The 22,752-nt window shown below is 60.3% G+C and carries 24 protein-coding genes; 17 read left to right on the top strand and 7 right to left on the bottom strand.

The window, feature by feature from the left end; all coding sequences use genetic code 11:
* The first annotated feature begins 55 nt into the window (after nt 1-55).
* From XH83_RS07700 to XH83_RS07720, 5 genes are all read left to right on the top strand, one after another.
* On the top strand, nt 56-937 hold the full coding sequence (locus XH83_RS07700) for a hypothetical protein (protein ID WP_194406419.1): 882 nt from the start codon (nt 56-58) through the stop codon (nt 935-937).
* Nucleotides 937-1,296 (top strand): hypothetical protein, encoded by a 360-nt coding sequence (locus XH83_RS07705; RefSeq protein WP_194406420.1) that lies wholly within the window; start codon nt 937-939, stop codon nt 1,294-1,296. Before XH83_RS07700 ends, XH83_RS07705 begins: the two co-directional genes overlap by 1 nt.
* Before the next feature lie 9 nt (nt 1,297-1,305).
* A complete protein-coding gene (locus tag XH83_RS07710; protein ID WP_194406421.1) occupies nt 1,306-1,758 on the top strand; it encodes a hypothetical protein in 453 nt (150 codons plus the stop codon).
* Nucleotides 1,755-2,483, top strand: a complete 729-nt coding sequence (locus tag XH83_RS07715) for a hypothetical protein (protein ID WP_194406422.1) — start codon at nt 1,755-1,757, stop codon at nt 2,481-2,483. The genes XH83_RS07710 and XH83_RS07715 overlap by 4 nt, the downstream gene beginning before the upstream one ends.
* Nucleotides 2,484-2,746: 263 nt before the next feature.
* Nucleotides 2,747-2,983 (top strand): hypothetical protein, encoded by a 237-nt coding sequence (locus tag XH83_RS07720; protein ID WP_246776488.1) that lies wholly within the window; start codon nt 2,747-2,749, stop codon nt 2,981-2,983.
* Between the two features lie 15 nt (nt 2,984-2,998).
* On the opposite strand, the gene XH83_RS07725 is transcribed toward XH83_RS07720, so the two are convergent.
* The gene (locus XH83_RS07725) at nt 2,999-4,210 is read right to left on the bottom strand and encodes a hypothetical protein (RefSeq protein ID WP_194406423.1); all 1,212 of its coding nucleotides are present in this window, start codon (nt 4,208-4,210) and stop codon (nt 2,999-3,001) included.
* A 184-nt stretch (nt 4,211-4,394) separates the two neighbouring features.
* Here XH83_RS07725 and XH83_RS07730 point away from each other — a divergent pair, with 184 nt between their 5' ends.
* Complete coding sequence (locus XH83_RS07730; RefSeq protein WP_194406424.1) at nt 4,395-4,637, top strand: hypothetical protein; 243 nt, start codon at nt 4,395-4,397, stop codon at nt 4,635-4,637.
* A gap of 342 nt (nt 4,638-4,979) precedes the next feature.
* On the opposite strand, the gene XH83_RS07735 is transcribed toward XH83_RS07730, so the two are convergent.
* The gene (locus XH83_RS07735) at nt 4,980-5,357 is read right to left on the bottom strand and encodes a hypothetical protein (RefSeq protein WP_194406425.1); all 378 of its coding nucleotides are present in this window, start codon (nt 5,355-5,357) and stop codon (nt 4,980-4,982) included.
* A gap of 377 nt (nt 5,358-5,734) precedes the next feature.
* On the opposite strand from XH83_RS07735, the gene XH83_RS07740 reads away from it, so the two are divergent.
* On the top strand, nt 5,735-6,184 hold the full coding sequence (locus XH83_RS07740; protein ID WP_246776430.1) for a hypothetical protein: 450 nt from the start codon (nt 5,735-5,737) through the stop codon (nt 6,182-6,184).
* A gap of 3 nt (nt 6,185-6,187) precedes the next feature.
* Here the strand turns inward: XH83_RS07740 and XH83_RS07745 are convergent, their stop codons facing one another.
* Nucleotides 6,188-6,850 carry a hypothetical protein gene (locus XH83_RS07745; protein WP_194406426.1) on the bottom strand — a complete coding sequence of 221 codons (663 nt, stop codon included), beginning with the start codon at nt 6,848-6,850 and terminating at the stop codon, nt 6,188-6,190.
* 62 nt (nt 6,851-6,912) lie between these two features.
* Nucleotides 6,913-7,650 carry a metallophosphoesterase family protein gene (locus XH83_RS07750; protein ID WP_194406427.1) on the bottom strand — a complete coding sequence of 246 codons (738 nt, stop codon included), beginning with the start codon at nt 7,648-7,650 and terminating at the stop codon, nt 6,913-6,915.
* A 193-nt stretch (nt 7,651-7,843) separates the two neighbouring features.
* Here XH83_RS07750 and XH83_RS07755 point away from each other — a divergent pair, with 193 nt between their 5' ends.
* Entirely contained in the window at nt 7,844-8,470 is a 627-nt protein-coding gene (locus XH83_RS07755; RefSeq protein ID WP_194406428.1) for a transglutaminase-like cysteine peptidase, read from the top strand.
* A gap of 11 nt (nt 8,471-8,481) precedes the next feature.
* Here the strand turns inward: XH83_RS07755 and XH83_RS07760 are convergent, their stop codons facing one another.
* The 3 genes from XH83_RS07760 to XH83_RS07770 form a co-directional block, all read right to left on the bottom strand.
* Nucleotides 8,482-9,756: a hypothetical protein gene (locus tag XH83_RS07760; protein ID WP_194406429.1), complete on the bottom strand. Its 1,275-nt coding sequence runs from the start codon at nt 9,754-9,756 to the stop codon at nt 8,482-8,484.
* A gap of 85 nt (nt 9,757-9,841) precedes the next feature.
* Nucleotides 9,842-10,117, bottom strand: a complete 276-nt coding sequence (locus XH83_RS07765) for a hypothetical protein (protein WP_194406430.1) — start codon at nt 10,115-10,117, stop codon at nt 9,842-9,844.
* Between the two features lie 77 nt (nt 10,118-10,194).
* Nucleotides 10,195-10,626 carry a hypothetical protein gene (locus XH83_RS07770; protein ID WP_194406431.1) on the bottom strand — a complete coding sequence of 144 codons (432 nt, stop codon included), beginning with the start codon at nt 10,624-10,626 and terminating at the stop codon, nt 10,195-10,197.
* Between the two features lie 417 nt (nt 10,627-11,043).
* Between XH83_RS07770 and XH83_RS07775 the strand changes: the two genes are divergently transcribed.
* From XH83_RS07775 to XH83_RS07815, 9 genes are all read left to right on the top strand, one after another.
* Nucleotides 11,044-12,261, top strand: a complete 1,218-nt coding sequence (locus XH83_RS07775) for a polysaccharide biosynthesis/export family protein (protein ID WP_194406432.1) — start codon at nt 11,044-11,046, stop codon at nt 12,259-12,261.
* 207 nt (nt 12,262-12,468) lie between these two features.
* Nucleotides 12,469-12,996: a hypothetical protein gene (locus XH83_RS07780; protein WP_246776431.1), complete on the top strand. Its 528-nt coding sequence runs from the start codon at nt 12,469-12,471 to the stop codon at nt 12,994-12,996.
* Between the two features lie 45 nt (nt 12,997-13,041).
* Nucleotides 13,042-14,583: an O-antigen ligase gene (locus tag XH83_RS07785; protein WP_194406433.1), complete on the top strand. Its 1,542-nt coding sequence runs from the start codon at nt 13,042-13,044 to the stop codon at nt 14,581-14,583.
* A 96-nt stretch (nt 14,584-14,679) separates the two neighbouring features.
* Complete coding sequence (locus tag XH83_RS07790; protein WP_194406434.1) at nt 14,680-15,297, top strand: hypothetical protein; 618 nt, start codon at nt 14,680-14,682, stop codon at nt 15,295-15,297.
* 266 nt (nt 15,298-15,563) lie between these two features.
* Nucleotides 15,564-17,825, top strand: coding sequence for a polysaccharide biosynthesis tyrosine autokinase (locus tag XH83_RS07795; protein ID WP_194406435.1), 2,262 nt, complete (start codon nt 15,564-15,566; stop codon nt 17,823-17,825).
* 8 nt (nt 17,826-17,833) lie between these two features.
* Nucleotides 17,834-18,580, top strand: a complete 747-nt coding sequence (locus XH83_RS07800; RefSeq protein WP_194406436.1) for a hypothetical protein — start codon at nt 17,834-17,836, stop codon at nt 18,578-18,580.
* Nucleotides 18,581-18,898: 318 nt separating this feature from the next.
* A complete protein-coding gene (locus XH83_RS07805) occupies nt 18,899-19,945 on the top strand; it encodes a glycosyltransferase family 2 protein (protein WP_194406437.1) in 1,047 nt (348 codons plus the stop codon).
* Nucleotides 19,946-20,101: 156 nt separating this feature from the next.
* Entirely contained in the window at nt 20,102-21,274 is a 1,173-nt protein-coding gene (locus XH83_RS07810) for a cellulase family glycosylhydrolase (protein WP_194406438.1), read from the top strand.
* Entirely contained in the window at nt 21,249-22,739 is a 1,491-nt protein-coding gene (locus tag XH83_RS07815; protein WP_194406439.1) for an O-antigen ligase, read from the top strand. Before XH83_RS07810 ends, XH83_RS07815 begins: the two co-directional genes overlap by 26 nt.
* Nucleotides 22,740-22,752 lie beyond the last annotated feature (13 nt).

Raw genomic sequence — 22,752 nt, forward strand, 5'->3', positions numbered from 1 at the left:
TGTCAGAAATTTGCGTGATCAACTCGATTCAGGAGCTGGATGGGGAGAGGGGCCGATGCGTTCCGTGCGTTGCGCGGTAGCCGTTGTTTGCACGCTGTGGCTCGGAGCTTGCACCACAGAGCCTTACAAAGAATCGATCAGTACTTTCGCGAAGGGGGTCGTCGCGAGCCAGTCGGCACTCGCTAAGCTTGATGAACGCAACAATGAGATAAAGCGCAGAATCCAGATCCGAGCGCAGCTCAAGAATCTTAGAATTGGGACTTGCGAAATAGGAAGAGGCTGCACGTTCGAAGGGCTTCCGCCACCGAAGTCGACCATACCAAATGCTCTTCTCTACATGGCGCAAGTAACTGCTTACAGCAACGGGCTTGCAGAGCTGGCCGCTGCCAAAGATACCGAAGCGATCCAGAAAGCCGTCGGAAAAATCGACTCCGCGGCGCGCGCGGGCGTCAAATCATTCGGATCGCAAGTCCGGCAGTCCGCTACAGTGCTTGCGGCGCTAGATCTTGTAGGATTTGTAGCAAGCGAGGTTATTGAGGCGCAGCGTGTCGAGGCTCTAAGAGCGGCGATCATCAGAAACCGATATCGTATCGAGAATGCGATAACGTCCTTGGGGGCTACGTCCTATCAGCTTCAAGGCATCGTTATCGGTGTTGAGAGGGGATATCTTCAAGAGCAGGCTGAAGCCCTTAGGAGGTCCACGGATCCTGCCGAGCAGGCGCGATTGACCAACGAGCTAAGCCTTCAAGAGAAAAGCCTGAACGAACTGGCAACGGCGGATTCGCGCGTCCCGTTCAGAGCCCTTCTTTTGGCTCACAGAGCCGTCGTCCGCGCGGCTAAGGATCCGACCTATTCGTTTACCGATGCTGCCGGTCTGCTGCTCGACTTCCTTGAGAAGGCACAGGCGCTGGATGCGGCCGTGAAGAAGGGCGCTTGATGATGGCAAACAGCCAGCAATTCGCTCAAGCCGGAACTCTAATCATTCCGAGCCTCCAAAACTACATCAATCTGCTCGAGGCGGACTACCAAAACCAAAACGTGGCGCCGCCCGAGACAAGGGCGGCAATGGCAACCGCCATAAGGCGGCTCCGCGAATATTTGTTCGGACTGCAGAACGCCCAACTTCAGGCCGCTGATGAATCGGAAGAACTCAAACGGGCAATTGCCGACCTCAAATCAGCAAATGCGGATATCCAAAGCGAGATCAATTCCGCGAAAGAGTTCCAGGAGAACGTCGAGGCGGCAGCAGCGATTGCCGACATCATTCAACGAGCCATTGGTCTGGCGCTCGCGTAGGAGATATTGATGCCGGCCCCAATTCAGTCGTCCGATACCGGGTTAGATCGATTTAGCAAAATGTTGCCTGCCGACGTGACAGCGGCATTCATCAGCACCAAGGCTAGTTTGGGGAGTGCCTTCCAGGCTCCTGAGCAGCAGAATTACCCGGTCGTCATTAGCTTCCTCGTCATTCTTTGCCTCAGCCCCCTCTATTTTCGGCACGTGACCAAGATAGCAAATCGCTGGCATCGCTATTTTTTAGTGGGCACCTCCGCCGTGTTCGCGATTTCGCTTGCCAATGCCCAGCTGGCATCAGTCTTGATCGACGCGATTGGCGCCCTCCACATTCCTACCGAAAACGTGAATCCGATCGTGTCGGCGATGTCGGCCGTTCTTCCCATTCTTTGGACCCTCATCATCTCGCAAATTGCGCTGAGCGCCTTGAGCGACAAGGCTGTGGACCCGGGAGCGTCAGCATGAAGAAGTACGTGATTCTTGCGTCGCTCCTCTTCGCTTTGTGTTCTGAAGCGTGGGGCGAATGTTTTTCGTCGCCCAAGCCGATCGAGGATGCGAGAACGGTAAACCTGGGGACGTTGTTACTGAGTGCCTCTGGACGCTATTACGTCCTTGATCCCTGTGTGAGGATTAGCCGACGTCAGTTCGGCTCGAGGCTCAAGCTTGGCTTCATGAACAATTTCCGGAATGCTGACACGGCCGCAGCTTTCTACTCGGTAAAATCGAAGCGTACGCTTTCTCTGGATCAAACCACTCATGTCTCGCTGGTGCGAACGCCGGGATGGTTTGGCTATCCGACAACTTCAGACACAGAGGTCCAGCCGGTCCCCGAGACAAGGGGAGATCCCTTCCGGGGGACCATTGAACAGTGGAATAGCGCGCATGCAAACGGTTCTGGTCCGAAAGAGCTTCGAAATATCCCGGGCCTCATTCGACCATGGCACGCGTTTGTTGACCGGGAACAGTCGCTGGCATCAAGCTTCGATCCGCAGTTCTGGCAGATCAACCCGGCAGACATGACGTCGAAGACGATCGTCACAAACTATATTGTTCGATTCGCGCCCGCGCCCACCAACACATTTCTGGATTTCGACGTCTACATCCAGGACGGGGTGAAAAGTGTTGATTTGACCATTGCTTCTCAGATCGAGGCATTTTCCGGCAGTCGCACTTTCATCGTAGTCCCCTAGCTGCAATAGTTCGTCATCGGACCAAACCCTCTGCGGTGTCGAACCAGCGCACCCATGTTGGGGTGTCTCAAGTATCTCGACGCTGTCCGCGGTGCTGCTGTATGCGATGTCTCCGCAAGCAAAGTTGACCGCGTGACAATTCGGCGCCGCTTTGCCGCTTGGCGCCTCGATCCTTTTTGCTATGGTTCCGGCAAACGTTCACGGTTCATGGGAGCAACAAGGTGCCGGTCAGAAATATACAGAGGTTGGTTGGATTGGCGTGCGTGTTGACCCTGGCTGCGCCGGCAACGGCATCGGCCATCACCGCGGAAGTGGCGCGCGCATGCGATGCGGCGGTGGCCAAGGCCTTTCCGCCCAAGCAAATTGGCAACCCGGCGGCCGGCAGCACCAAGGGTACCTCCAAGGACCGGCGCCAATATTTTGAGAAATGCGTCGCGAACAACGGCAAGGTCGATGACGCTCCGGCGGACGCGCCCAAGGACAGCAAGCCGTCAAAGTGAGAAATCAGGGTTCGGCTAGCGCCGCGGTGGCGGACAGGGCGAGTAGAACGCGCCGTTCGCAGCATTGATGCGTTCGACACATTGATTGGGATCGGTGACCGTTCCAGCCACCGTGAAGTCGTAGCCCATGCCCTTGATCACCACGACGTAGCGGCCGGGAGTGAGCGTAAAGCCGTCCTGCTCCGGTTGCAGCAACAGCATCCTCTGCTGATCCTCGACCGGTCCCACCTTGTAGGGATAGGACATGCTGCGAATGACCCAGGAATCGCCCGCGCTGACCATCGCGGCTTTCCCGGTGGCATCGACCCCCATGGCGCGTGAGACTTTCGCCACGACCCGAACTTCGGTCCCGCTTGCATCGACACCACCGTCGGGCCTGAACACGATGAACTTGACGTCGCCGTCCATCAGCGTGGTCGCGCTCGGCGTGTTGATGGCCGCCGAGATCGCGACGCGGCGGTCCGGAATCTTGCCCGGTACCGACTTGAGCTCATGGAGCTGGCCCTCGCTCAAGGCGTAGACGCCGAACGTCGTCGGCAGAGGCATCGAAGGTTGTGCAGCCTGCGCCGGCTCCTTCTGACTATCCGGGGTCCGTTCAACAGCCTCGCTCACGGCGGGAGGCGGACTGGCGCCCGGCTGAGATTGCGGGCCGTTCGGTGCTCGCTCGGGCGGCGGCACCGTCTGCGACAAGTTGGTCAGTTGTGACTTCAGCCGAGGCCAATAGACAGCCGCGGTCGCGCCCCCGCCAATGAGCAGGAGGATGATTGCCAGTCGAACCAGAGACTTGAAGGCGCCGCTTCGTTTGGGTCGGTCGAGCGAATCCGCAGGACGGCGCGGTGCTCCCGTGTCCTTCGGGCTGGACGGCGCAGCCGAAACCGGTGACGGCACCGGAACGGGTGGGGGAGTCGAAGTTTGGACCGCCGGGGTCACCGGAGCGGTGGTTGCCGCGACCAGTTTCTGCTGTTCCGCCGCGGCGCTGCGCTCGAAGGAACGTTCGACCTCCTTGATGGCACGTTCGAGGACCTGCTGGAGCTCGCGGGATTCCCGCGCCTCGGTGTGGGTGAATTGCTCCAGCAGCTTGACGCGCGCCAACTCATAGACGATCTCCCGCATCTGCTGGGGATCGTCGGATACGGCGCGGATGCGGCTCGACAGGAGACGGATAAACCCGGCTTTGATCTGTTGCGCCGAGGGGGCGTTGGCCGCAGTTTCACCGGAGTCGGTCATCAAGGCGATCAAGTAGCCCGGATAAGGCCATTTCGCTAGGTTTTTCCGCCTGAAACCTCGCGATCGAGGCAGCTCTCCCGCGGATGAACGGGTCTGCCGACGTCCCTCTCGGTCCCTTGAAGGCGCTTGCTTTTAGGGGAAAACCTGTGACATTTCGCCAAGCTCCTCTTTCCGGTGTTCAACCATGCGCGGCGTTCTGACAGTCCTCTCGGTCTTGACCTTCCTGGCCTCGCCTGCCGTTGCGCAGGGGATCAAGGATCAGGCCAACACCACGAGCTCCAGCATCATCACGACGCCGACGAAGAAGGCGCAAACCACCCAGGCGGCGTCCCGGCCGACCGCGGTCCGGCATGTGACGGGGCTTCCGGCCGGAAAGTCGGCGCAAGGCGTCTGGCGCGACGGCAAGCTGGTCGCCGTTCCCCGCTGAGGCTGCGACCCAACGAAGCGTGAAGGAACGGTGATCGCCTCCCTGACGTTCACGCTCGGGAGATATCATATGAAACGACCAGTTCTGATCGCCATTGCGTTGCTTGTGCCCGCCGCTGCCTGGGCCCAGGGCGTCAATGACCCGTCGACGCCCAACCGCAACGTGACCATCGTCAATCCGTCGCAGCCGGCGCCCCCCAACGCGACGCCGAATATCCCGAGCCGTATCGAGCCGCCTGTGACCAGGGGCGGATACGCCCGACCCTATCATGGGAATAGAACCCGGGGCAGTGGCTCGAGCCGCCGTTAGTCGCGCTGAACACCCGCCAAGACGCAGGGCCGGCTATTGCGGATTGACCTCGACCTCGAGTGTCGATGTTCCTGCAACCTGTCGGTTCTTGCCCGAGATCAGCAGCGTGAACTTGTCGCTGCCGGGCGCCTCGGCTTCTGCCGAATAGCGGAAGCCGGATCCCACCACCGCCAATTGACCCCGTGATGGCCCGCTGACGACCGATACCTTGAAAATCTGCATGTAAGACCAGCGCAGGCCCTGGATGCACTCCGCGCCGGGCGCGATCGACATCGTCCACCTCACCGTATCGTGCGACAAGGCAAACGGCGTCCGTTCCTTGATGCAGAGTGGGCTTGCCTGCACCGCGAGGCCAGACATGGCGGACGCCGCGACGACAACACCTGACAGCACTACCGGTCGTGTACGCATTCTCAGCAACTCCACCAGCTTGTGCCGAGATCCGGCGCGATTTAACGAGGTCTTGAAACGCAGCTGTTTGCCTTCGAGCCGCTCATCATACGTTCAGAAAGCGCGGTCATCCGGTCGGCTCTCTCCAGATCACGCCATCCTACCTCAGTTTTGCCCGAAGGATCAAACCGGATTCGGGAAAGACGTAGCTGATTGAAATGGCTGGCGCCGGGCTACCGTGCATGGGGTTATTTTTCGATTTTGAGGGAGGGGGCCGCCGAAGCTCCCAAGGGCTCATGCGGCTGACTTTGCGAATCCACATTCTTGCAATCGGGAGCCCGATGAGCTGAAGCTGTCGCGGCCTTTGACCATTGTGGTCCTTCTGTGGAGTCTTCGGAGTGCAATCGATTCGCCGCAAGTCCGTATCCCATCGCCGGCTGCTGGAGAAAGCGCCGCTCAAGGCGATCGTGGCCACCGCTGTTGGACTTGCCGTGCAAGTTGCCTGTCCGCTCTCGTGTCAGGCACAGAGCGAGCCGGAGCCGTCGGTCAACGACTATCTTCCGCCAAGCGAGCCGGAAGTGACGCGCGACGAGTGGCGGCAACGCATTGAGGACGCACGCCGCCGCGCCAGGGAGGTCTCGCGCGAGCGGCGGGAGCATCCGGAGCTCTACAAGCCTGTCCCGGAAGATCAGGACCTCGTCGCGACCGAACGTCTGCTCCGCGACGACAGCCTGCAGCGAGGCGACATCGTCACGACCAAGAAGGGCATGTTCGTCTACCAGGGGCGATCCGATCAGCCGCGCCGCGATCAGGATTTTGTGCCGGTCAACCCGAAATCGGTGCGCTGAACTTCAGTACCGCCGCAGGATCTCGTTGAACTTGGGATCGGTCATTTTCGTGGTGTCGAGCAGCAGCGACTTGCCTTGCGGCGTGGCCTGCACATAGGCCGCGATCAGCAGCGGCTCGTAACGGGAGCGATTGGCCAGCGCGGAGCGGATGTCGGATTGCGCCAGCAGCTTGATCTCCTCATCCGTCGCGGCGGCGCCCGAGGTCACGGTCCGGACGCGGGCGAAGGCGACGTCGATCGGCACCGATCCGGTCAAATAGGACATCTTCACCGCCGGCGTTGCCGCTTCGCCGGCTTGGGCCTGCAGCGTGCCGAGCGTGAGCCAGAGCGCGGGCCTGATCGGCGAGACCTTCAAGGCCGAGACCACGGCGGCCTGGGCGGCCTTGTTCTCGCGGGCTCGTCCGTCCGCATCGACTGCGGGCCGATGAAGAACGTCAGCAGCCTTCGCGGCCGCGTAGTTCGCGAGCAGGTCCCCATCCAGCGAAAACGATGCCAAAGCACCGCCGGCCGCCAGCTTCGCCTTCTCGGGCGGGATCTCGCCCGAGAACAAATCGCTGGCGCGAAAATCCGGTCGGACGAAATCGCCGTAGAAGGCCATGGCGGCATGAAGCGCCAGCAGGATCGCGGCGCAAATGCCGATGACGCGAAGCAGGATCATGCGGTTCATGGTGGAATCGACGCGGCCTGTGAGGGCAAAGCAAATACGGGATTCAAGGGAAAGCGGGGACCTTAAATTGCCATCAGACTATCGCCCTGGATCGTCAACAGCGTCAAGTTGCCGGTCGCGTAGGCGCCGGTGTCGATGTTGATGCGGTTCGGGCGAATGTCGGGCACGCTGACCGGCGTATGACCGTGGACGATATATTTGCCGAAGCGCTCCTCGGACGCCAGGAACTCCTCGCGGATCCAGAGCATGTCTTCATCCTTCTGGCGCTCGAGCGCGACGCCGGGCTTGACGCCGGCATGGACGAAGAAGAAGTCGCCGCAGGTAAAGGACGAGGGCAGTTGCTGCAGGAAGGTCAGGTGCTCCGGCGGCAGCGCGCGCTTCAGTCCGTCGATCAACTCGACCTGCTGCTCCGCGGACGGGTTCATGGTCGGCGTGATGCCGTAAGAGACCAGCGTCAGCAGGCCGCCATAGTGGCGCCACTCTTGGAGGCGGGCGGGGTCCTTGAGGACCTCGAGCAGGAAGACCTCGTGGTTGCCCTTCAGGCAAACCGTCTCGTGCGATTTCGAGCGCGCGATCAATAGATCGAGAACGGCGCGGGAGTCCGGGCCGCGGTCGACATAGTCGCCGAGAAAGACCTGAATGGCCCGCTCGGGGGCGGAGCGGGCAAGATCGGCGTCGATGACGGTTAACAGCGATTGAAGCAGATCGGCGCGGCCGTGCACGTCGCCGATTGCATAGACGCGAATGCCATCGGGGAGCCGAGGCTTGGTTTTCTTTCGAAAGCGCGAGGAAAGGCCCATCAGGTCGGTCGAATCGCATCCAGCGTCACGAGCGGAACGTCGTGACCGCTCTTAGCAGAACAAGTTACACATCGGTATTCTTAATTGTTTCCGACCAAGTCATCCGCATTTTGATTAAAGGATCGTGCGGCCTTTGAGCCGTATTTCAAGACGTCTCGCGTAGCGTCTCCTCAACAAGAACGGGGAGCGCGACATGCGCAAGATTGTAAAGTTCCTGGCGGCCGTGGCCGCGATCGTCGGTGCTGCAGGGGTGCAGCAGCGTGCTGAAGCCGCTTTCGTCGGTGCGCCCTTGGGGCTGCGCGGCGCCATCCAGTACATCAAGTTCGACCAGCCGACGCTGGCGCCGATGGCCTACACGCTGTTTTGCCTGAAGTACAAGGACGAGTGCAAGCCGCGGCCGCAGCAGATCGTGTTCCGTGGCGGCCGGCTGAAGCTCACGGCGGAGCGGATGGCGCAAATGCAAGAGGTCAACCGGCAGGTCAATACCGCCATTCGTCCGGAGGCCAATCTCGAAGGGTTGCGCGGCGAGAAATGGCTGCTGCATCCGACCAGCGGCGACTGCAACGACTACGCTGTGACAAAACGCCACGAGTTGATCGCCATGGGCTTTCCGGCGCGCTCCGTGCTGCTCAGCGAGGTCGTGACCACCTGGGGCGAGCATCATCTCGTGGTCGTGGTGCGGACTTTCTCCGGCGATCTCGTGCTCGACAATCTCTCCGGTCACATCCTGCCGTGGTCGAAGAAGCCCTATCGCTGGGTCCGCATTCAGTCGCCCAAGAACCCGAACTACTGGGCGTCCCTCGGCGATCGCGCGGTCTGATCACCCGCGCTCTATCGTGATCCGGACTGGCCGACGCTCTGCGACAGGCCCAGTCCCACGATCACCGCAAGACACAGGATTGCTGCGGGCCGCAGCAATCCGGGACCTGCGAAGCTCTGAACCAGCGCAAACAGAACACAGGCCGCGGCGGCCGCAGGGAAGAACGAGTCACGTCCGCGCTGCAAAGCACCGAAGAACAGCCGTACCAAAGCGATCAGGGCTGCCAGCACCGCAAGAGCAAGACCGATCGCTCCCATGCCGGCGAAGATCGCTGTTGCCGTCGACGGCGCCGCCAAGGCCGCTCCGGCATCGCTCTGATAGATCCTGCCGACCGCCGAAAACGTCCCTGCGCCCGCGCCGAACCAGCGTGTGTCCGCCAACATCCGCTCCAGCGCAGCCCGCGTTTCCGCGCCGATGTCGGGATTGAGCCGCAGGAGGATCGGCCCGGAGCTCTGTTCGAACAGGAAGGTCAAGACAATGGCCGATCCGATCAGCGCGGCGGCGGCGAGCGCGCTCGCCGCCAAGGGCGACAGATCAAGCCGGCGGATGACGAGGATCAGAAGGATCAATACGACGCCGAAGCCCGCGGCGATCGCGTCGTTGGTCCCGGAAAGGCCGAACACCGCGGCTGCGCTGATCAGGGCTCCGGCAAGGCCGAGCAGGCCAAGCATGATCGAGCGAAGCAGCGAGTGATGCGTTTCGGCCCGCTCCGCGGCAAGCTGCATCACGGCAAGATTCAGGACGAGGCCGAACCCTGCCAGGGTCGTCGCGAACTCGGACGTTGCGGTCGCCCCCGCAATGGCCGGCAAGAGCCGGTGCAGATCCAGGGTCAAGGCGGAGACCGCTGTGATGCCAGCGAGGACAAACAGGACAAGCTCGGCGCGGCCGCGATCGCGGACGACCACAATGGTTACGCCGAGCAGCGCGGTTGCTGCCAGCGCCAGCATCAGCGCGTTCAGGGTCAAGCCAAGATCGGCGGTGACCGGCCCGAACGGGAGGCCACCAAGTGCGTCGCGAGCGCTCGCCCAGATCGGATGCCCGAAGCCCAGCGGAAGCGGCATCAGTTGCGCGGCGATCAGCAGCGGAATGGCGATCAGGATCCAGCGGGCCCAGGAGGTCGCGCGGACATAGTGGTCGTAGTCGGCTTTTCGCGCGCTGAGCGTGGCTGCCAGCAAGCTCAGCGCGGCAGCCATCATCCCGAGCTGCGCACCGAACTTGGCGCCGGCGATTTCGAGAGCGGATGCGGAAACGATGGAAACGATGAGGGCAAAATAAGCGAGGGACAAACGGCGCGCTCGATACGGATTCCTGAAACGATCAGGTCACCATACAAGCGAGCGGGTGGTTTTCAAACAGAGGCCTACGCCGTGATCAGCGCGTGGCCTTAACCGCTCGACCGAAGACGCGGGTGGCGCGTGCGGCGGCAAGGGCAAAGCGGGCCCCTGAACCGAAGAGGTAACCGCCCTGGAGGGCGATAGCCGCGAAGGCCGCAGCCTTCATGCCTTCAAGGAAGCCAAGGCTGGTCATCATGCTGACCGGCAGCATGGTGAGCACCAGCGCAAATGTGATCGGCAGGAGCACGAACACGCGAAAGCGCTGGCCCAGCACGGCACCTGTGAGAAAGCTGAAAATCAAAAAGGCGGTCATCCGAAACACTCCCCCGTGCTTCGGACCCTAGGTTCCCGACCTTAAAAAGACCCTTAAGTTGTATGGCTAAATTTGGCCTATTGGCCGCAATTTGCCAGCAGCGAATGGTAGGCTTCGCGCAAGCCGTTCAATGCCACCATACCCTTGATCTCGCTGTCGCTTTCCTTGACCACCACCGACAATGAGGCCGTGGTCTGCCACTTCCCCGCGGCAAAGGCCGAGACCTCGTCGGGCAACAGCACCGCGGCACCCGCGGCCGCCATGCTGCCCTCGAAGCTCAAGGTGCCGCCGCCGCTCGCCGCAAGGGTCACCTTGGGGCGGCTCCTAGGCGGGAAGGGCCGGATCAAGGCCACCAGCACGTCGATCTTGCCCTTCGGGGCGCAGCGGACGATCAGGCCGGCGAAGTCCGGGTCCGATTGGGTCGTGTCCGCGGTCTTCATGATCGCGGCGAAGCTCTCGCCGTCCTTGGCCCCTTGCGTCCGGGTGAATTTCCAAACGGACGTGGACACAGACCCGGCAACCGCGACCACGGCCGCACCGCGACACCACCCCCCGGCGCTGCCAGGGCAAGCGACGGCGGGGCCCCATCCGCGATCGGCGGCGCCAAGGAGGGAGCCCGCCAATAGCGGGATCAGAAGGAGGCCAGACACGGGGAGTTCCTATCCTTAACAGCCCAGACTTAGCAGACGGCCGAGAGGTCAAGAAGCCCTGCGCTCGACACACCGCCCCCACGGCTGGGGCGATCTGCTCACCAACCGGGCACACGAAATACAACAAATGGTCACAAAGGGTTAAACTAAGCCCCAAAGAGTGGCCCACACGCAACAGTGGCCGACCGATTGCTCCGTTAACTACCGGGAACACTTGTCGCACCACCCCCTAGGCCGTACCAATTTACGTCAATTGGGGACCCTCGGGCGCGATTCATGTCATCTATTGCCAAGACCTATATTGCCAAGACCTATGTGTTGAAGCCGGCGTTTCTGGCGATCGCTTTGGCGCTGGGGGCCTGCTCGACCAATCCGGGGTCGGGACCGCTCACCGACGACGTCAACAACAAGATCCAGACCGAAAACGCACCCGCCTACGAGCTGGTGCCGCTCAATCCGGCCACCGTAAAAATCCTGCACACCCACGAGCCCAAGGGCCTCGCCGGCGTCTTCACCGACCGCCGCCCGCCGGCCAGCATCGTGTTCGGCATCGGCGACGTCGTGAGCGTCACCATCTTCGAAGCCGCGGCAGGCGGTCTGTTCATCCCGGCCGAAGCCGGCGTCCGTCCGGGTAACTATGTGACGATCCCGGATCAGTCGGTCGACAATGACGGCTTCATCACCGTGCCCTATGCCGGCCAAATCAAGGCCGCGGGCCGCACGGCGGTCGAGATTCAGCGCTCGATCATCGAAAAGATCGGCAACCGCGCCATCGAGCCGCAGGCGATCGTGGCGATGTCCTCGCAGCGTACCCAGCTGATCAGCGTGCTCGGCGAGGTCAATTCGCCGGCGCGTTATCCGGCGAGCGCGGCGGGTGCGAAGGATCGCGTGCTCGATGCGATCACCCGCGCCGGCGGCATCAAGGGCCAGGGTTTCGAGACCTGGGTCATGCTTGAGCGCGGCGGACGGCGGGCCACCGTGCCGTTCGAAAATCTCGTGATGGCGCCCGAGAACAACGTCTATGTGAGGCCTGACGATAGCATCTACGTCTATCGCGAGCAGCAGAAGTTCCTGGCGTTCGGCGCCAGCGGCCAGAGCGGCGAGTTCAACTTCGATGCCTGGCGCATCAACCTCGGCGAAGCGGTCGGCAAGGCCGGCGGTCTCCTGGACGGCCAGGCCGATCCGGCTGCCGTGTATCTTTATCGCCGCGAGCCGCGCGAGGTTGCGGCCCAGCTCGGCATCGACGTGAGCAAGTACACCTCGGAGACGATCCCGGTCATCTTCAACGTGAACCTTCGCGATCCCGGTGGCTTCTTCCTGACCACCAAGGTCATGATGAAGAACGGCGACGTGATCTACGTCTCGAACTCGCGCAACGTCGAAGTTACGAAATTCCTGCAGTTCCTGCGCGTGATCATGGCCACCGGCTCGGATGCGGTGAATCTATCCAACGACGCCCTGATCTTCCGCAACAACGTCAAGCTGGCGCCGTAAAGGCCGACTTGATCGACCAAATACGATGGCACCGGGGCTTTGTCCCGGTGCCATTTTCGTTTAGCGATCCAATCGCTATTGTCGCCAGGCCGGCGGGAAGCTTCGGATTAAGGCGTCACCGTGCAGGACGCGCCAGCCATTCATCTCCCAAGGGGCTTCATGCGCTTTCGAAGATTTTGCCGTCCTCTGGCTCTCGTCCCGCTCGCCTTGGTCCTTACACCGGGCGGGCCGGTCTTCGGCGCGGAGATGGGCGTCCGCCACCGCATCGACGTGATGGTTTCCGCCGAGCCCGACGCTCCCGTCCTGTCGCGCCTCAAGGGCGCCAAGGGCGAGCTGTCCTTCACCGTCCGCCTCTCGGCGAACTCCAGGGAGAACAAGTTCTTCGGCATGTTGCGCCCGTCCTTCCTCGACATCGTCGTGCCCGATGGCCCGGGCAAGCCGCTGGTGCAGCAGACCAAGCTGTGGGAGGAGGACGTCTGCCATCAGCGCCGCGGCCTGCCGAAGGTCACAGTGACCCAGCTCAGTGGGCATTTTGCCGAAGGCGAGGGGCGGATCGAGATTTCCGCCATCAACCGGCACATCGGCGTTCTGGTCCCGCCGGACGAATTAACCCCCGGAATAAAACTCGAGCAGGGAAGTGATAGCTTTGGGCTATTCTACGCGTTCCGGGCGCAGAGCCGGAACAGCCGCCTCAACGTGGATCTGAAGATCTATCCGATCGATTGCTTCCTCTAAGCTTCAAGCAAAGCTCGCGCGAAGAAAGCCTGCTCCAGAACGACGATGCGCCTTTGGCCTCCCACCATAAGCTGGTCCAACTTTCGCTGGTCGTGGAGTCTTCCGGCTGTCTTCATCCTGTTCTTCGTGGCTGCCGGCGCGCCGTTTCCGTTCGGCTCGACCAATGATCTGTCGATCGCGTTCTGGTGCCTGTGTCTCGGAATCGCGGTGATCTTCGCCCCGACGCGCGATCTGCGCCCGCCGCATCTGTGGCTGCTTGCGGGCATCGGCGTGATCGTTGCCGGTTATGCCTTCGTGCTGCATGAGCAGCTGTCCGACCACCCCTGGGTCGCGCCGTTCCAGCCGATCTGGAAGCAGGCATCGGATCTCCTGGGCGTGCCGATCGCCCCATCTGCCTCGATCGTCAAGAACGAGGCGTTCTTCGCGCTCGGCGCGCCGCTCGCCAACATCCTCGCCATCGTGCTGGGCATCACCGTCGGCGCCGATCGGCTGCGTGCTCGCCGGCTGCTCTGGGTGATCGCGATCTCGGGCGCGGCTTACGCACTCTATGGCGTCGCCTCGTTCCTGATCGAGCCAACCATGATCCTGTGGCGGGACAAAACGGCCTATCTCGGCAGCGTCACCGGCACCTTCATCAACCGCAACACGGCGGCGGCCTATTTCGGCTCGGCGGCGGTGATCTGGATGCTGCTGATCCTGGAGGACGTGCGCCGCCGCCTGCCGGAGCGGCACATCGAATGGCGGCGGCTGTCGCTCGACCTGCGCGCAATCCCGCCAAGAGAGATCCTACCGCAGCTCGCATGCCTCCTGATCTGCCTGATGGCGATGTTCATGACGATCTCACGCGCTGGCGTCGGCCTGTCGTTGCTCGCGATGATCGTCGCGTTCACGCTCTTCCTGCGCAAGGACCTGCCGCCGCGCACCGGCATCTGGATCTCGCTCGGTTCGGGCATCGCCGTTTCGCTGGGGCTGTTGCAACTGCTCGGCGGCCGCGTCTCCAGCCGCTTCGACAGCCAGGGCCTGGTTGACGAGGGCCGCATCGAGGCCTGGAAATCGACGCTTCGGATCATCGGCGACAGCCCGTGGTTCGGCACCGGCATGGGCACCTTCCAATGGGCCTTCCCGCCATACCGGAGCCCCAACATCTCGATTCGCGGCGTTTGGGATGCGGCGCATTCCACGCCGCTGGAGCTTGCCTCCGAGGTAGGCATCCCAATGGCGCTGCTGGTGGCGCTCGGCTGGGCCGTCATGCTGGTGGTGTTGGCGCGGGGCGTGTTCAGCCGCCGGCGCGACGTCATCATCCCGTTGGCGGCCGCGGCGACCGCGATGCTGTCGCTGCTGCACTCAAGTCTGGATTTCACGCTGCAGGTGCCCGGCTACAGCATTCCGTTCTTTGCGCTTTTTGGCGCGGGCCTGGCGCAGTCGTTCTCCAGCCGGGAGGGGCGGCCCGCGGCGGATGCCGTCACCACCGCGCCGCGAAGCGAAGGCCGCTCGGCAACCGGCGCCACAACCCCGCGCCTGAAGCCAGAGCTTACAAAAGTGTCTAGATTTGAAGCAGTTGCGCCGTTTACGAAGCCTTTAGAATAAATGGACAGTCCTTTTCTCTTCGGTTAGGTTCCTGCACAGCCATTGCCCGGGCCGAGGAAGCAATCGAGGCAGCTGATTTTTTTTGGAGGTTGATTTATGAGCGTTATCAGAATCGCGCTTCGCATGGCTGCTGCGGCGGCCCTGGCCGCGACCATCAATTCGGCCGCCAGCGCTGCCATTTACCCCCCGCAGCGCCAGCTGCCGGCCACCGTTATTTCCGAGTTCAAGGCCGCTCCCAACAGCCTGTTGCAGCAATATCCGACTGCCGGCCCGCAGCTGATCTCGCGCGTGCGCGACCTCGGCGCCTCCGACCCGACCACGCTGCCGGGCCTGATCGCGCTGCTGAAGGACCCCGCGACCACCAAGGATCAGATGCGCGCGATCATCGCTGGCCTCGCCCAGGTCGCCCGCATGGCCGCGCAGCAGGATCAAGCTTATGCCAATGAGATTCAGGCCGCGATCGCCGGCACCGGCAATCCCGAGGTGATTACCGCCTATCAGGCCGCCACCGGTGACGTCGCAATCGCTGCGACCGGGGGCGGCGCGGGTGGCGGCGGTACCGGCGCAGGCGGGCCGACCGGTAATAGCGGCTTTGCCAACGGCGGCGGTGGCGGAGGGGCCGTCAGGTTCGGCAACAACACCACGAACAACAACGCGCCCAACGGCGGCAACGGCGGCGTCGGCAGCGCCGGCAACAGCGTCAGCGCGCGCTGACCGAAATCGGCCCTTCGGCCGGGCCCATCAGACCTCACGGCAGCGGCGCCACCGGGCGCCGCTTTGCGTTTGCGCCGTTAAGCTTTCTGTAAAAAGTCGCACCAGGCGCCCTGTGCACTGCATTCACTGCGTTCAATTGCAGGCGGGTTTGTGTTAGTTTTCAAAGCAGCGCGGGTTTTGGCATCGGGTTTGCTCCGGATGCCATTAGGCTTTTGGCCAGCATTGATCCCAAGAACACACATCGATCCATTTTCAGGAATCTATAGATGTTACAGGTGAACAAGCCGGCCGCGGAGATCAATCGCGAATTCGTCGAGATGCAAGGCTCACAGTCCGAATCGCTCGCCTCGTATCTCAGCATTATCCGCCGGCAGTTCCCGACGATGATCGCAATCCTCTCGGCCTGCGTGATCGTTGCGCTGTTGTATCTCTTTACTGCTGCCCCGCAATACACCTCGACCGCGTCGATGGTGATCGACACGCGGAAAGTGCAACTGTTCCAGCAGCAGTCGGTGCTTGGGGACGTCGCAGTCGATTCCGCGACCGTCGAAACGCAGGTCGAAATCCTGAAATCCGAAAACATCAGCCTTGCGGTCATCCGCGACCTTCACCTGATCGACGATCCCGAATTCACCGGTACTGGTGGCGCCCTGCTTGGCGCCGTTGCTAGGCTGGTTTCCTCGAGCAGCCCAGCTTCCGAATTCGAATTGACCCGAAAGGCGCTGGAGGAGTTCGCTAGGAATCGAGTCATCAAGCGTCTTGGCACCACCTACGTGATGGAGATTGGCTTCACCTCGCGCGATCCCGCGAAAGCGGCGAAGATCGCCAATGCTATCGCGGACGCCTATATCGTGGACCAGCTCGAGGCGAAGTATCAGGCGACCCGCCGCGCCAGTGTCTGGCTGCAGGATCGCATAAAGGAGCTGCGCGCCCAGGCGACCGGTGCGCAGAAGGCGGTGGTCGATTTCAAGATTGCGAACCACATCATCAATACCGGCGGACGGCTGATGAACGAGCAGCAACTCGCCGAAGTGAACAGCCAGCTCGTGCTGGCGCATGCGGCGACCGCAGAAGCTAAGGCGCGGCTTGACCGCATGACCAGCATCCTCAAGCAGGAGATCCCGGATGCCTCTGTTGCTGATGCGCTGAAGAACGAGACGATCGTAAAGTTGCGCGCTCAATATGTCGACATGGCCTCCAAAGAGGCCATTTGGGCGTCGAAGTATGGCCACGACCATCTAGCCGCTGTAAACCTTCGGCGGCAGATGGACGAGATCAGAAAGAACATCACCGACGAGCTCAAGCGCATCCAGGAATCGTACAAGAGCGACTATGATATCGCAGCCACCCGCGAGGAGAGCATCAAGACGAGCCTGAATGCGGCTGTCTCTGAATCGCAGCTCACCAACCAGGCGCAGATCCAGTTGCGCGAGCTCGAGAGCACCGCCCAATCCTACCAAGCGATGTACGACAATTTTCTGCAACGCTATATGGAAAGCGTGCAGCAGCAGTCCTTTCCGATCACTGAAGCGCGTGTCATCAGCGCGGCGACGATGCCGCTGAAGAAGAGCTCTCCGAAGTCTCTGATCGTTTTGGCAGTAGGGCTCTTCAGTGGCCTCATGCTGAGCTTTGGTGTCGCCATGGCTCGCGAGCTTACCGACCGCGTCTTCCGTACGACCCAGCAAGTTGAAGAAGTCCTGGGCACAAGCTGCCTCGCGATCCTCCCCACGGTGGGCAGCTCCGCCACACGGCCGCTGTCGCTGCTTCCTGGCTCGGTTGCGGACAGGTTTACCGACAAGTCAGGCAGCCCCGATCCGGACCTCTTGCGCTATGTCGTCGAAAATCCTCTGTCCCGCTACTCCGAGGCCGTGCGAACCCTGAAGGTGGCCATGGATCTCAACTCAATGGTGCGTGAGAATCGTGTGCTGGCGGTCACTTCTACTCTTCCGAACGAGGGAAAGAGCACGCTTTCCGCCAACCTCGCTCAGCTTATGGCACACGGTGGCGCCCGGGTGATTCTGATCGATGCTGACCTGCGTAACCCCTCACTGTCGCGCGCGCTGGTGCCGGACGCGCGCGTCGGTCTGGTCGATGTTGTCGCGCAGAGTGCGCGGCTGGAGGATACGTTAGTAGTCGATCCTGAGACCAAGCTCTCGATACTGCCGGCGACTACGTCCTCGAAGCTCCTACACACGAACGAGATCCTTGCGTCTAAAGCGATGCACAATCTTGTCACGTTGTTGCGCTCGAAATTCGAGTACGTTGTGCTGGACTTGCCGCCAATGGCGCCTGTAGTCGACGCGCGCGTCACCGCGCCCTTCGTCGATTCTTACTTATTTGTGGTAGAGTGGGGAAAGACGAACACGGACGTGGCGCGCCACAATCTGCGCGGGGCGCCGGAAATCCAAGGCAAGCTGTTGGGAGCCGTCCTGAACAAGGCCGAGACAAGGCTAATTGCACGCTACGAAGCCTACTATGGTCGCCAATATTACGAGAAATATTACGCAAGGTATGGATACGTGGACTAGCTCGCCCAATGCCGAAGGCATTTGTGCGTGTGATGCTGCTGTTTGTGGCGCTGTTCGGCACGCTATGGCCGATGGCTGCCGTTCCCTCCTTCTGGTTGACGGCACCTATCCGCGAGGCGTCGCTACGGATCATGGCCGATGGCCTGTTTAGGCCTGGTGTTTTGGCAGACATGCTGGTCCGCTTGAAAGCGAATGACCGACCGGTTGTAGTCCAACCTGAGCTTCAATATGCACTCGCGCTAGTGACGCTGCGAACCGCCGAAGAAGCGATGCATCGTAAGAACTCCGACGAGGGTGATCGCGCAATGGAAGCGAGCGAGGGCGAATTGCGGTCGGCGCTCCAGGTCATCCCAACCGACTCATTTCTTTGGCTGATGCTCTATTCGGTTGTGACGAGGCGCAGCGGATTCGACTTTGACAATATCGGCTATCTGGAACGGTCCTATGCCTTGGGACCGAACGAAGGCTGGGTGGTGCTCCGACGCAACCAATTGGCGCTTGCGATCTTCTCGCTGCTAAGCAAATCTCGTCAAGACGAAGTCGTCGCTGAATTTGCAGCTCTCATCAATAGCGGCTTCATTGAGGAAGCCGCGATCAACTTGACCGGCGTAGGTTGGGTTGAGCGCGAGCGTTTGTTGGAGAACCTGAAGAAATTGGATGTTGCGTCGCGCGAAATCTTCGCCAAGAGATTGGCGAGCGACGGAGTGAGGGTGAGTATACCTGGGATTGAGCAGGACGAGAGATACTGGCGCTAAGGATCAGTACGTTTCGACATTCATTCACGCGCACTTGCCGAATGGTCAGTCTGGTCCAGTGCGCCAGCATTAATGATTAAACGAATGCATTTAGGTCGACCTATGGACAACTACCGGCGAGGCGGGATAGGCAACGCGGCGAATACTGGAAGCTCAATTGATATCACATGCTTCGTGATCAGAGGGAAGTTCGGGTATTCTCGTCACCGTGAGCGCGCGCTTAACGGTCGGGTAGTGCTTGTAGAATCGTAATTGGCCAGCAGATGATTTGCCTAGCGGGTCCTCAACCCTACAGTTTACCGATTTTAACGGGATCATATGAACAAGCTCCATCCTGAACTCGTTCGGCGAGATCGAAGAGACATCCCCGACGATAGAAGTGAAATCCGCCTCTTCGCGGTGCTGCGCGATGAAATGTTACGCCTGCCCTACTTTCTAAACTATTATCGCCAACTCGGCGTATCCCGATTCTTTGTAATCGACAATGGATCCAACGATGGGTCGGGGCAGTTTTTGCTCGATCAATCAGATTGTCACGTGTTTTTCACGGAAGGGTCGTACGGAAAGAGTCGCGCCGGTGTTAGTTGGCTGAACTCGTTGCTGGATGCTTATGGCACATCACACTGGATTCTTCTCGCGGACGCCGACGAATTGTTTGTCTTTCCCGGTTGTGAAAATGTAGAACTGCCGAAATTTTGCAACTGGCTGGATCAGCTCGGTTATGAGGCGGTGTACGCTCTTCTGCTCGACATGTACAGCTCGCTCCCTATCCGAGAGGTCAACTATCGGCAAGGCGAAGACTTTAGAGCGACATGCCCCTACCATGACAGCAGCTATGTTGTCGTGCGCCGATACGGCTTCCCGTCTGCTTTCCCGCCCTTCGAGCACATTGGTGGGCCTCGTCTGCGCCTTTGTTTTGGAGATCAGAATACGCCTGCGATCTGGCCTCGTCTGAAGCCAAAATTGGCGAGGCGAGCCTTAGCGATCGCGCACAAGGCTGGATTTTTCCGTCAAAAACGAGCTCAGGTCGTCGCAACGCAGGCATATAAGGTTCCGTTGGTCAAATGGCGAAGCGGAAACGCGTTTGTTAATAGCCATCGGCTTAACGCCGTTAAGCTTTCGCCCGTTACAGGCGCTCTGCTGCACTTCAAGTATTTTCAGGACTTCGGCAAACGCATCGAAGATTCTCTTGCACACGGAGAACACTACGGCGGCGCAATAGAATACCGCCGGTACGGTGAACTCCTGGCAGCAAATCCTAATTTGTCGCTGCTAGGCGCGGAAAGTGTCCGTTACACCTCAAGTCGTGGGTTGGTTGACAGCGGCTTGATCCGCACAGACGGTCGTTGGATGTCGATCGTTTGAGGTTGTCAACATTCGTCGCTAGCCGAGCATCCGATAATGGTCGAAACTCCTCACAAAAGCCGCTTCGCCCCACATAAGAGGTTGTTCCGCAGGAGCAGATGGCCGCTGCAGCTTTTTCTGCTGCTCTTTCAGTTAGTGACGCCGAATCGGGGTGTGATGGCCAATGGCCTCCCCTCAGGCTTGGGTGTTCACGTGCAGGTATGGCAGATTGACACTGGCGACTTGGAACGTATCCGAAATTTTGGCTTCAGCTTTGTACGATGGGGTATGTCGTGGGAAGCAATCGAGAAAAATCCAGGAGAGTTCGACTGGGCAACGACAGACGCATTTTTCACGAAAGTCAGACATTCGGGTCTTTCCTCCATTGTGATTCTGGCGACTGGAAACCATTTTTATAGCCGCTGGCTAGAACTGCCGGCAGATCCGGGCGTGCGAGAGAGGAAAGTTGCGGCACCACCAGAGAGTGAGGCTGCGATGGCGGCCTTTAGCCGCTTCGCTGCCGCTGCCGCGAAGCGGTACGCTGACGAGTCAGTTACCTGGGAGGTCTGGAATGAGCCGGACTTGCCCATATTCTGGCCGCCCAAACCAAAGCCAGATGCCTATGCGCAACTCGCCGCAATGACTTGCAGCGCAATCAAGATGGCTGCTCCAAAGGCAATGGTGCTTGCGCCGGCAACTGCCAGCCTGCCGATCCGGGCGCCCGCACTCTATGGGGCTCTGGCGAAGACCGATGCGGCAGGGTGTCTCGATGGCTTGAGTATGCATAGTTATCGCATAAGCGGCGGGCGACGGCCGGATCCGGAGAGCGTGGAAGCTGAGAACCTGGCCAGTCGCGCACTACTTGAGCGCCTGTCCGGTCGATGGCGTGACGTGCCCATGCTGTGCACTGAATGGGGATATCCCAGTTCGACCGTTGGCCGTGCAACCCAGCGAGCATATTTGGCTCGCGCCTATCTTGCGAACGTCGCCAGTGGCGTTCAGGCAATGGTATGGTACGAATGGAAGGACTCAAGGGACGAGCCTGCCAATCCCGAGTCTCATTTTGGACTTCAGACGGCGCAGGGTATTTTCAAGGTTGAGCCGGATGACGGATTAATTCGGCGATTAACGAATATGAGGTTCGTTCGCCGACTGCGAGCCGTGGACCCTCAGGTGCAACTCCTTTTGTTCGAGGAAGGGAAAACAAGTCAGATCGTTGCCTGGCTAAGGTCCGACTCTGCTCGAACCGCCGTTGCCAAGATAGCCGGAAAGGCGGTCGTCCTAAGCAACTACCCTGTGATCGTCCCTGGCGACGGGGCTGAAGATGACGGACATGGTCATGCGCGTTAAACTGATTGACTCGATATTCGCGTTGGCCGTGATCGCGATTCCCTTCGACGCGATCGCAGGACTTAAATCCTTCGGAGAACTCGGCAACGAGAGTTCTTTCTACCTCTTTGCGTTGGCCATGGGGCTGTATGGGATCAACGCTGCCGGCGCTAGCGTAGCTGGTGAGCTTGACGAGCGGCCAGGCGGGACCCTTGTCTGGCGAACCGGTGCCGCCATCGTAATCGTTATAGCGATTTCGGCCCTCTGGAATGCGGCTGAAATCAGCGCGGCGACGTTTCATGGTCGCGATGGGCTCGCGAAATTGGTCACCTCCGCGACCGTGGTAATCTACGGCTTAGCCCTCGCATTGTTGACTCGTGCAGTGGTTTTGGGGCGATGGTATGCGTACCTAATACTGCCCATTTGTGTCAGCGCGGCACTGTGCGTCGGCTTCGGCATGCTCGAGGCTCTCGATCGAGCTGGGATGAGTCTTCCACTCTATCAGACTGTGAACTCCTTGCTGCACGCGGGCTCGGATCACACTGTTCAATCGTGGGACGGCACCTTGAATTTGAGGCTTATCGAGGGATGGGATAAACGCCTTCGTACCGTTTCGTTCGAGCCTCCATCGTTCGGGAACTTTGCCGGACTTGCATGGCCTTGGCTTTTCGCTGCCATATTCATAACCCGGGGCATTAGGAAGGCCCTCCATATTTTCTTGCTTTTGGCTTTCACAGCCTTGATTGTTGGTTCTCAGGCCCGGACGGGATGGTTGCTCTTGGCAACCAACGTTGCCGCTTTCGGTCTACTGAAATTTCTGTTTCTGCCCCCGGATGGACGCGTATCGAAGTCGGCGACCTCCATTGGGGCACTACTGCTGTTTGCAGTGGTTGCAGTGATCATATTTTACGCGGCGAGCTTCGACGAGGTTATTCGCGAGGCCGTTGTGGGGACTTCTGTTTCCGATCTGTCGCGTTTGGCCTATCAAGTTACATCGATTAGAATGTTTTCTGAGTACCCGATATTGGGGGTTGGGTTGGGTCAGTTCGCCTTCAAGGCTATGTCATATATGCCGGACTGGGGGTTCCTAAGTTCGGAGGTCAAGGCGTCCCTCCGATTTAACGACGCGCCCTGGCCTAACACGTACTCGCTTTACGCCAGGCTTGCCGCTGAACTCGGCTTGATCGGCCTTTTCGGATGGATCTCAATCTGGATCGCGCTCATCGTTTCGGTGCGCGCGGCGGGGTTGATCTACGCGAATTTGGGTCGGAATGTGCCGGTGGTTGCATACCCGATCATCATGAACTGTGCCGATGTTATCGTAACCGGGCTGACCACGGATACCTTTCGAACCCCGATGATCTGGATCACCCTGGGCGCAGGCGCAGCCTTTAGTGCACGGGTGGGGCAACTTGCTGGCGGCGCCCTCAGACCATCCACCCGTCCAATTCCGAGCCAGACCTATCTCACGTCCTCGCGCAGCTGATCGGGAAAATGGC

The sequence above is a fragment of the Bradyrhizobium sp. CCBAU 53351 genome, from assembly GCF_015291745.1.
GTDB lineage: Bacteria > Pseudomonadota > Alphaproteobacteria > Rhizobiales > Xanthobacteraceae > Bradyrhizobium.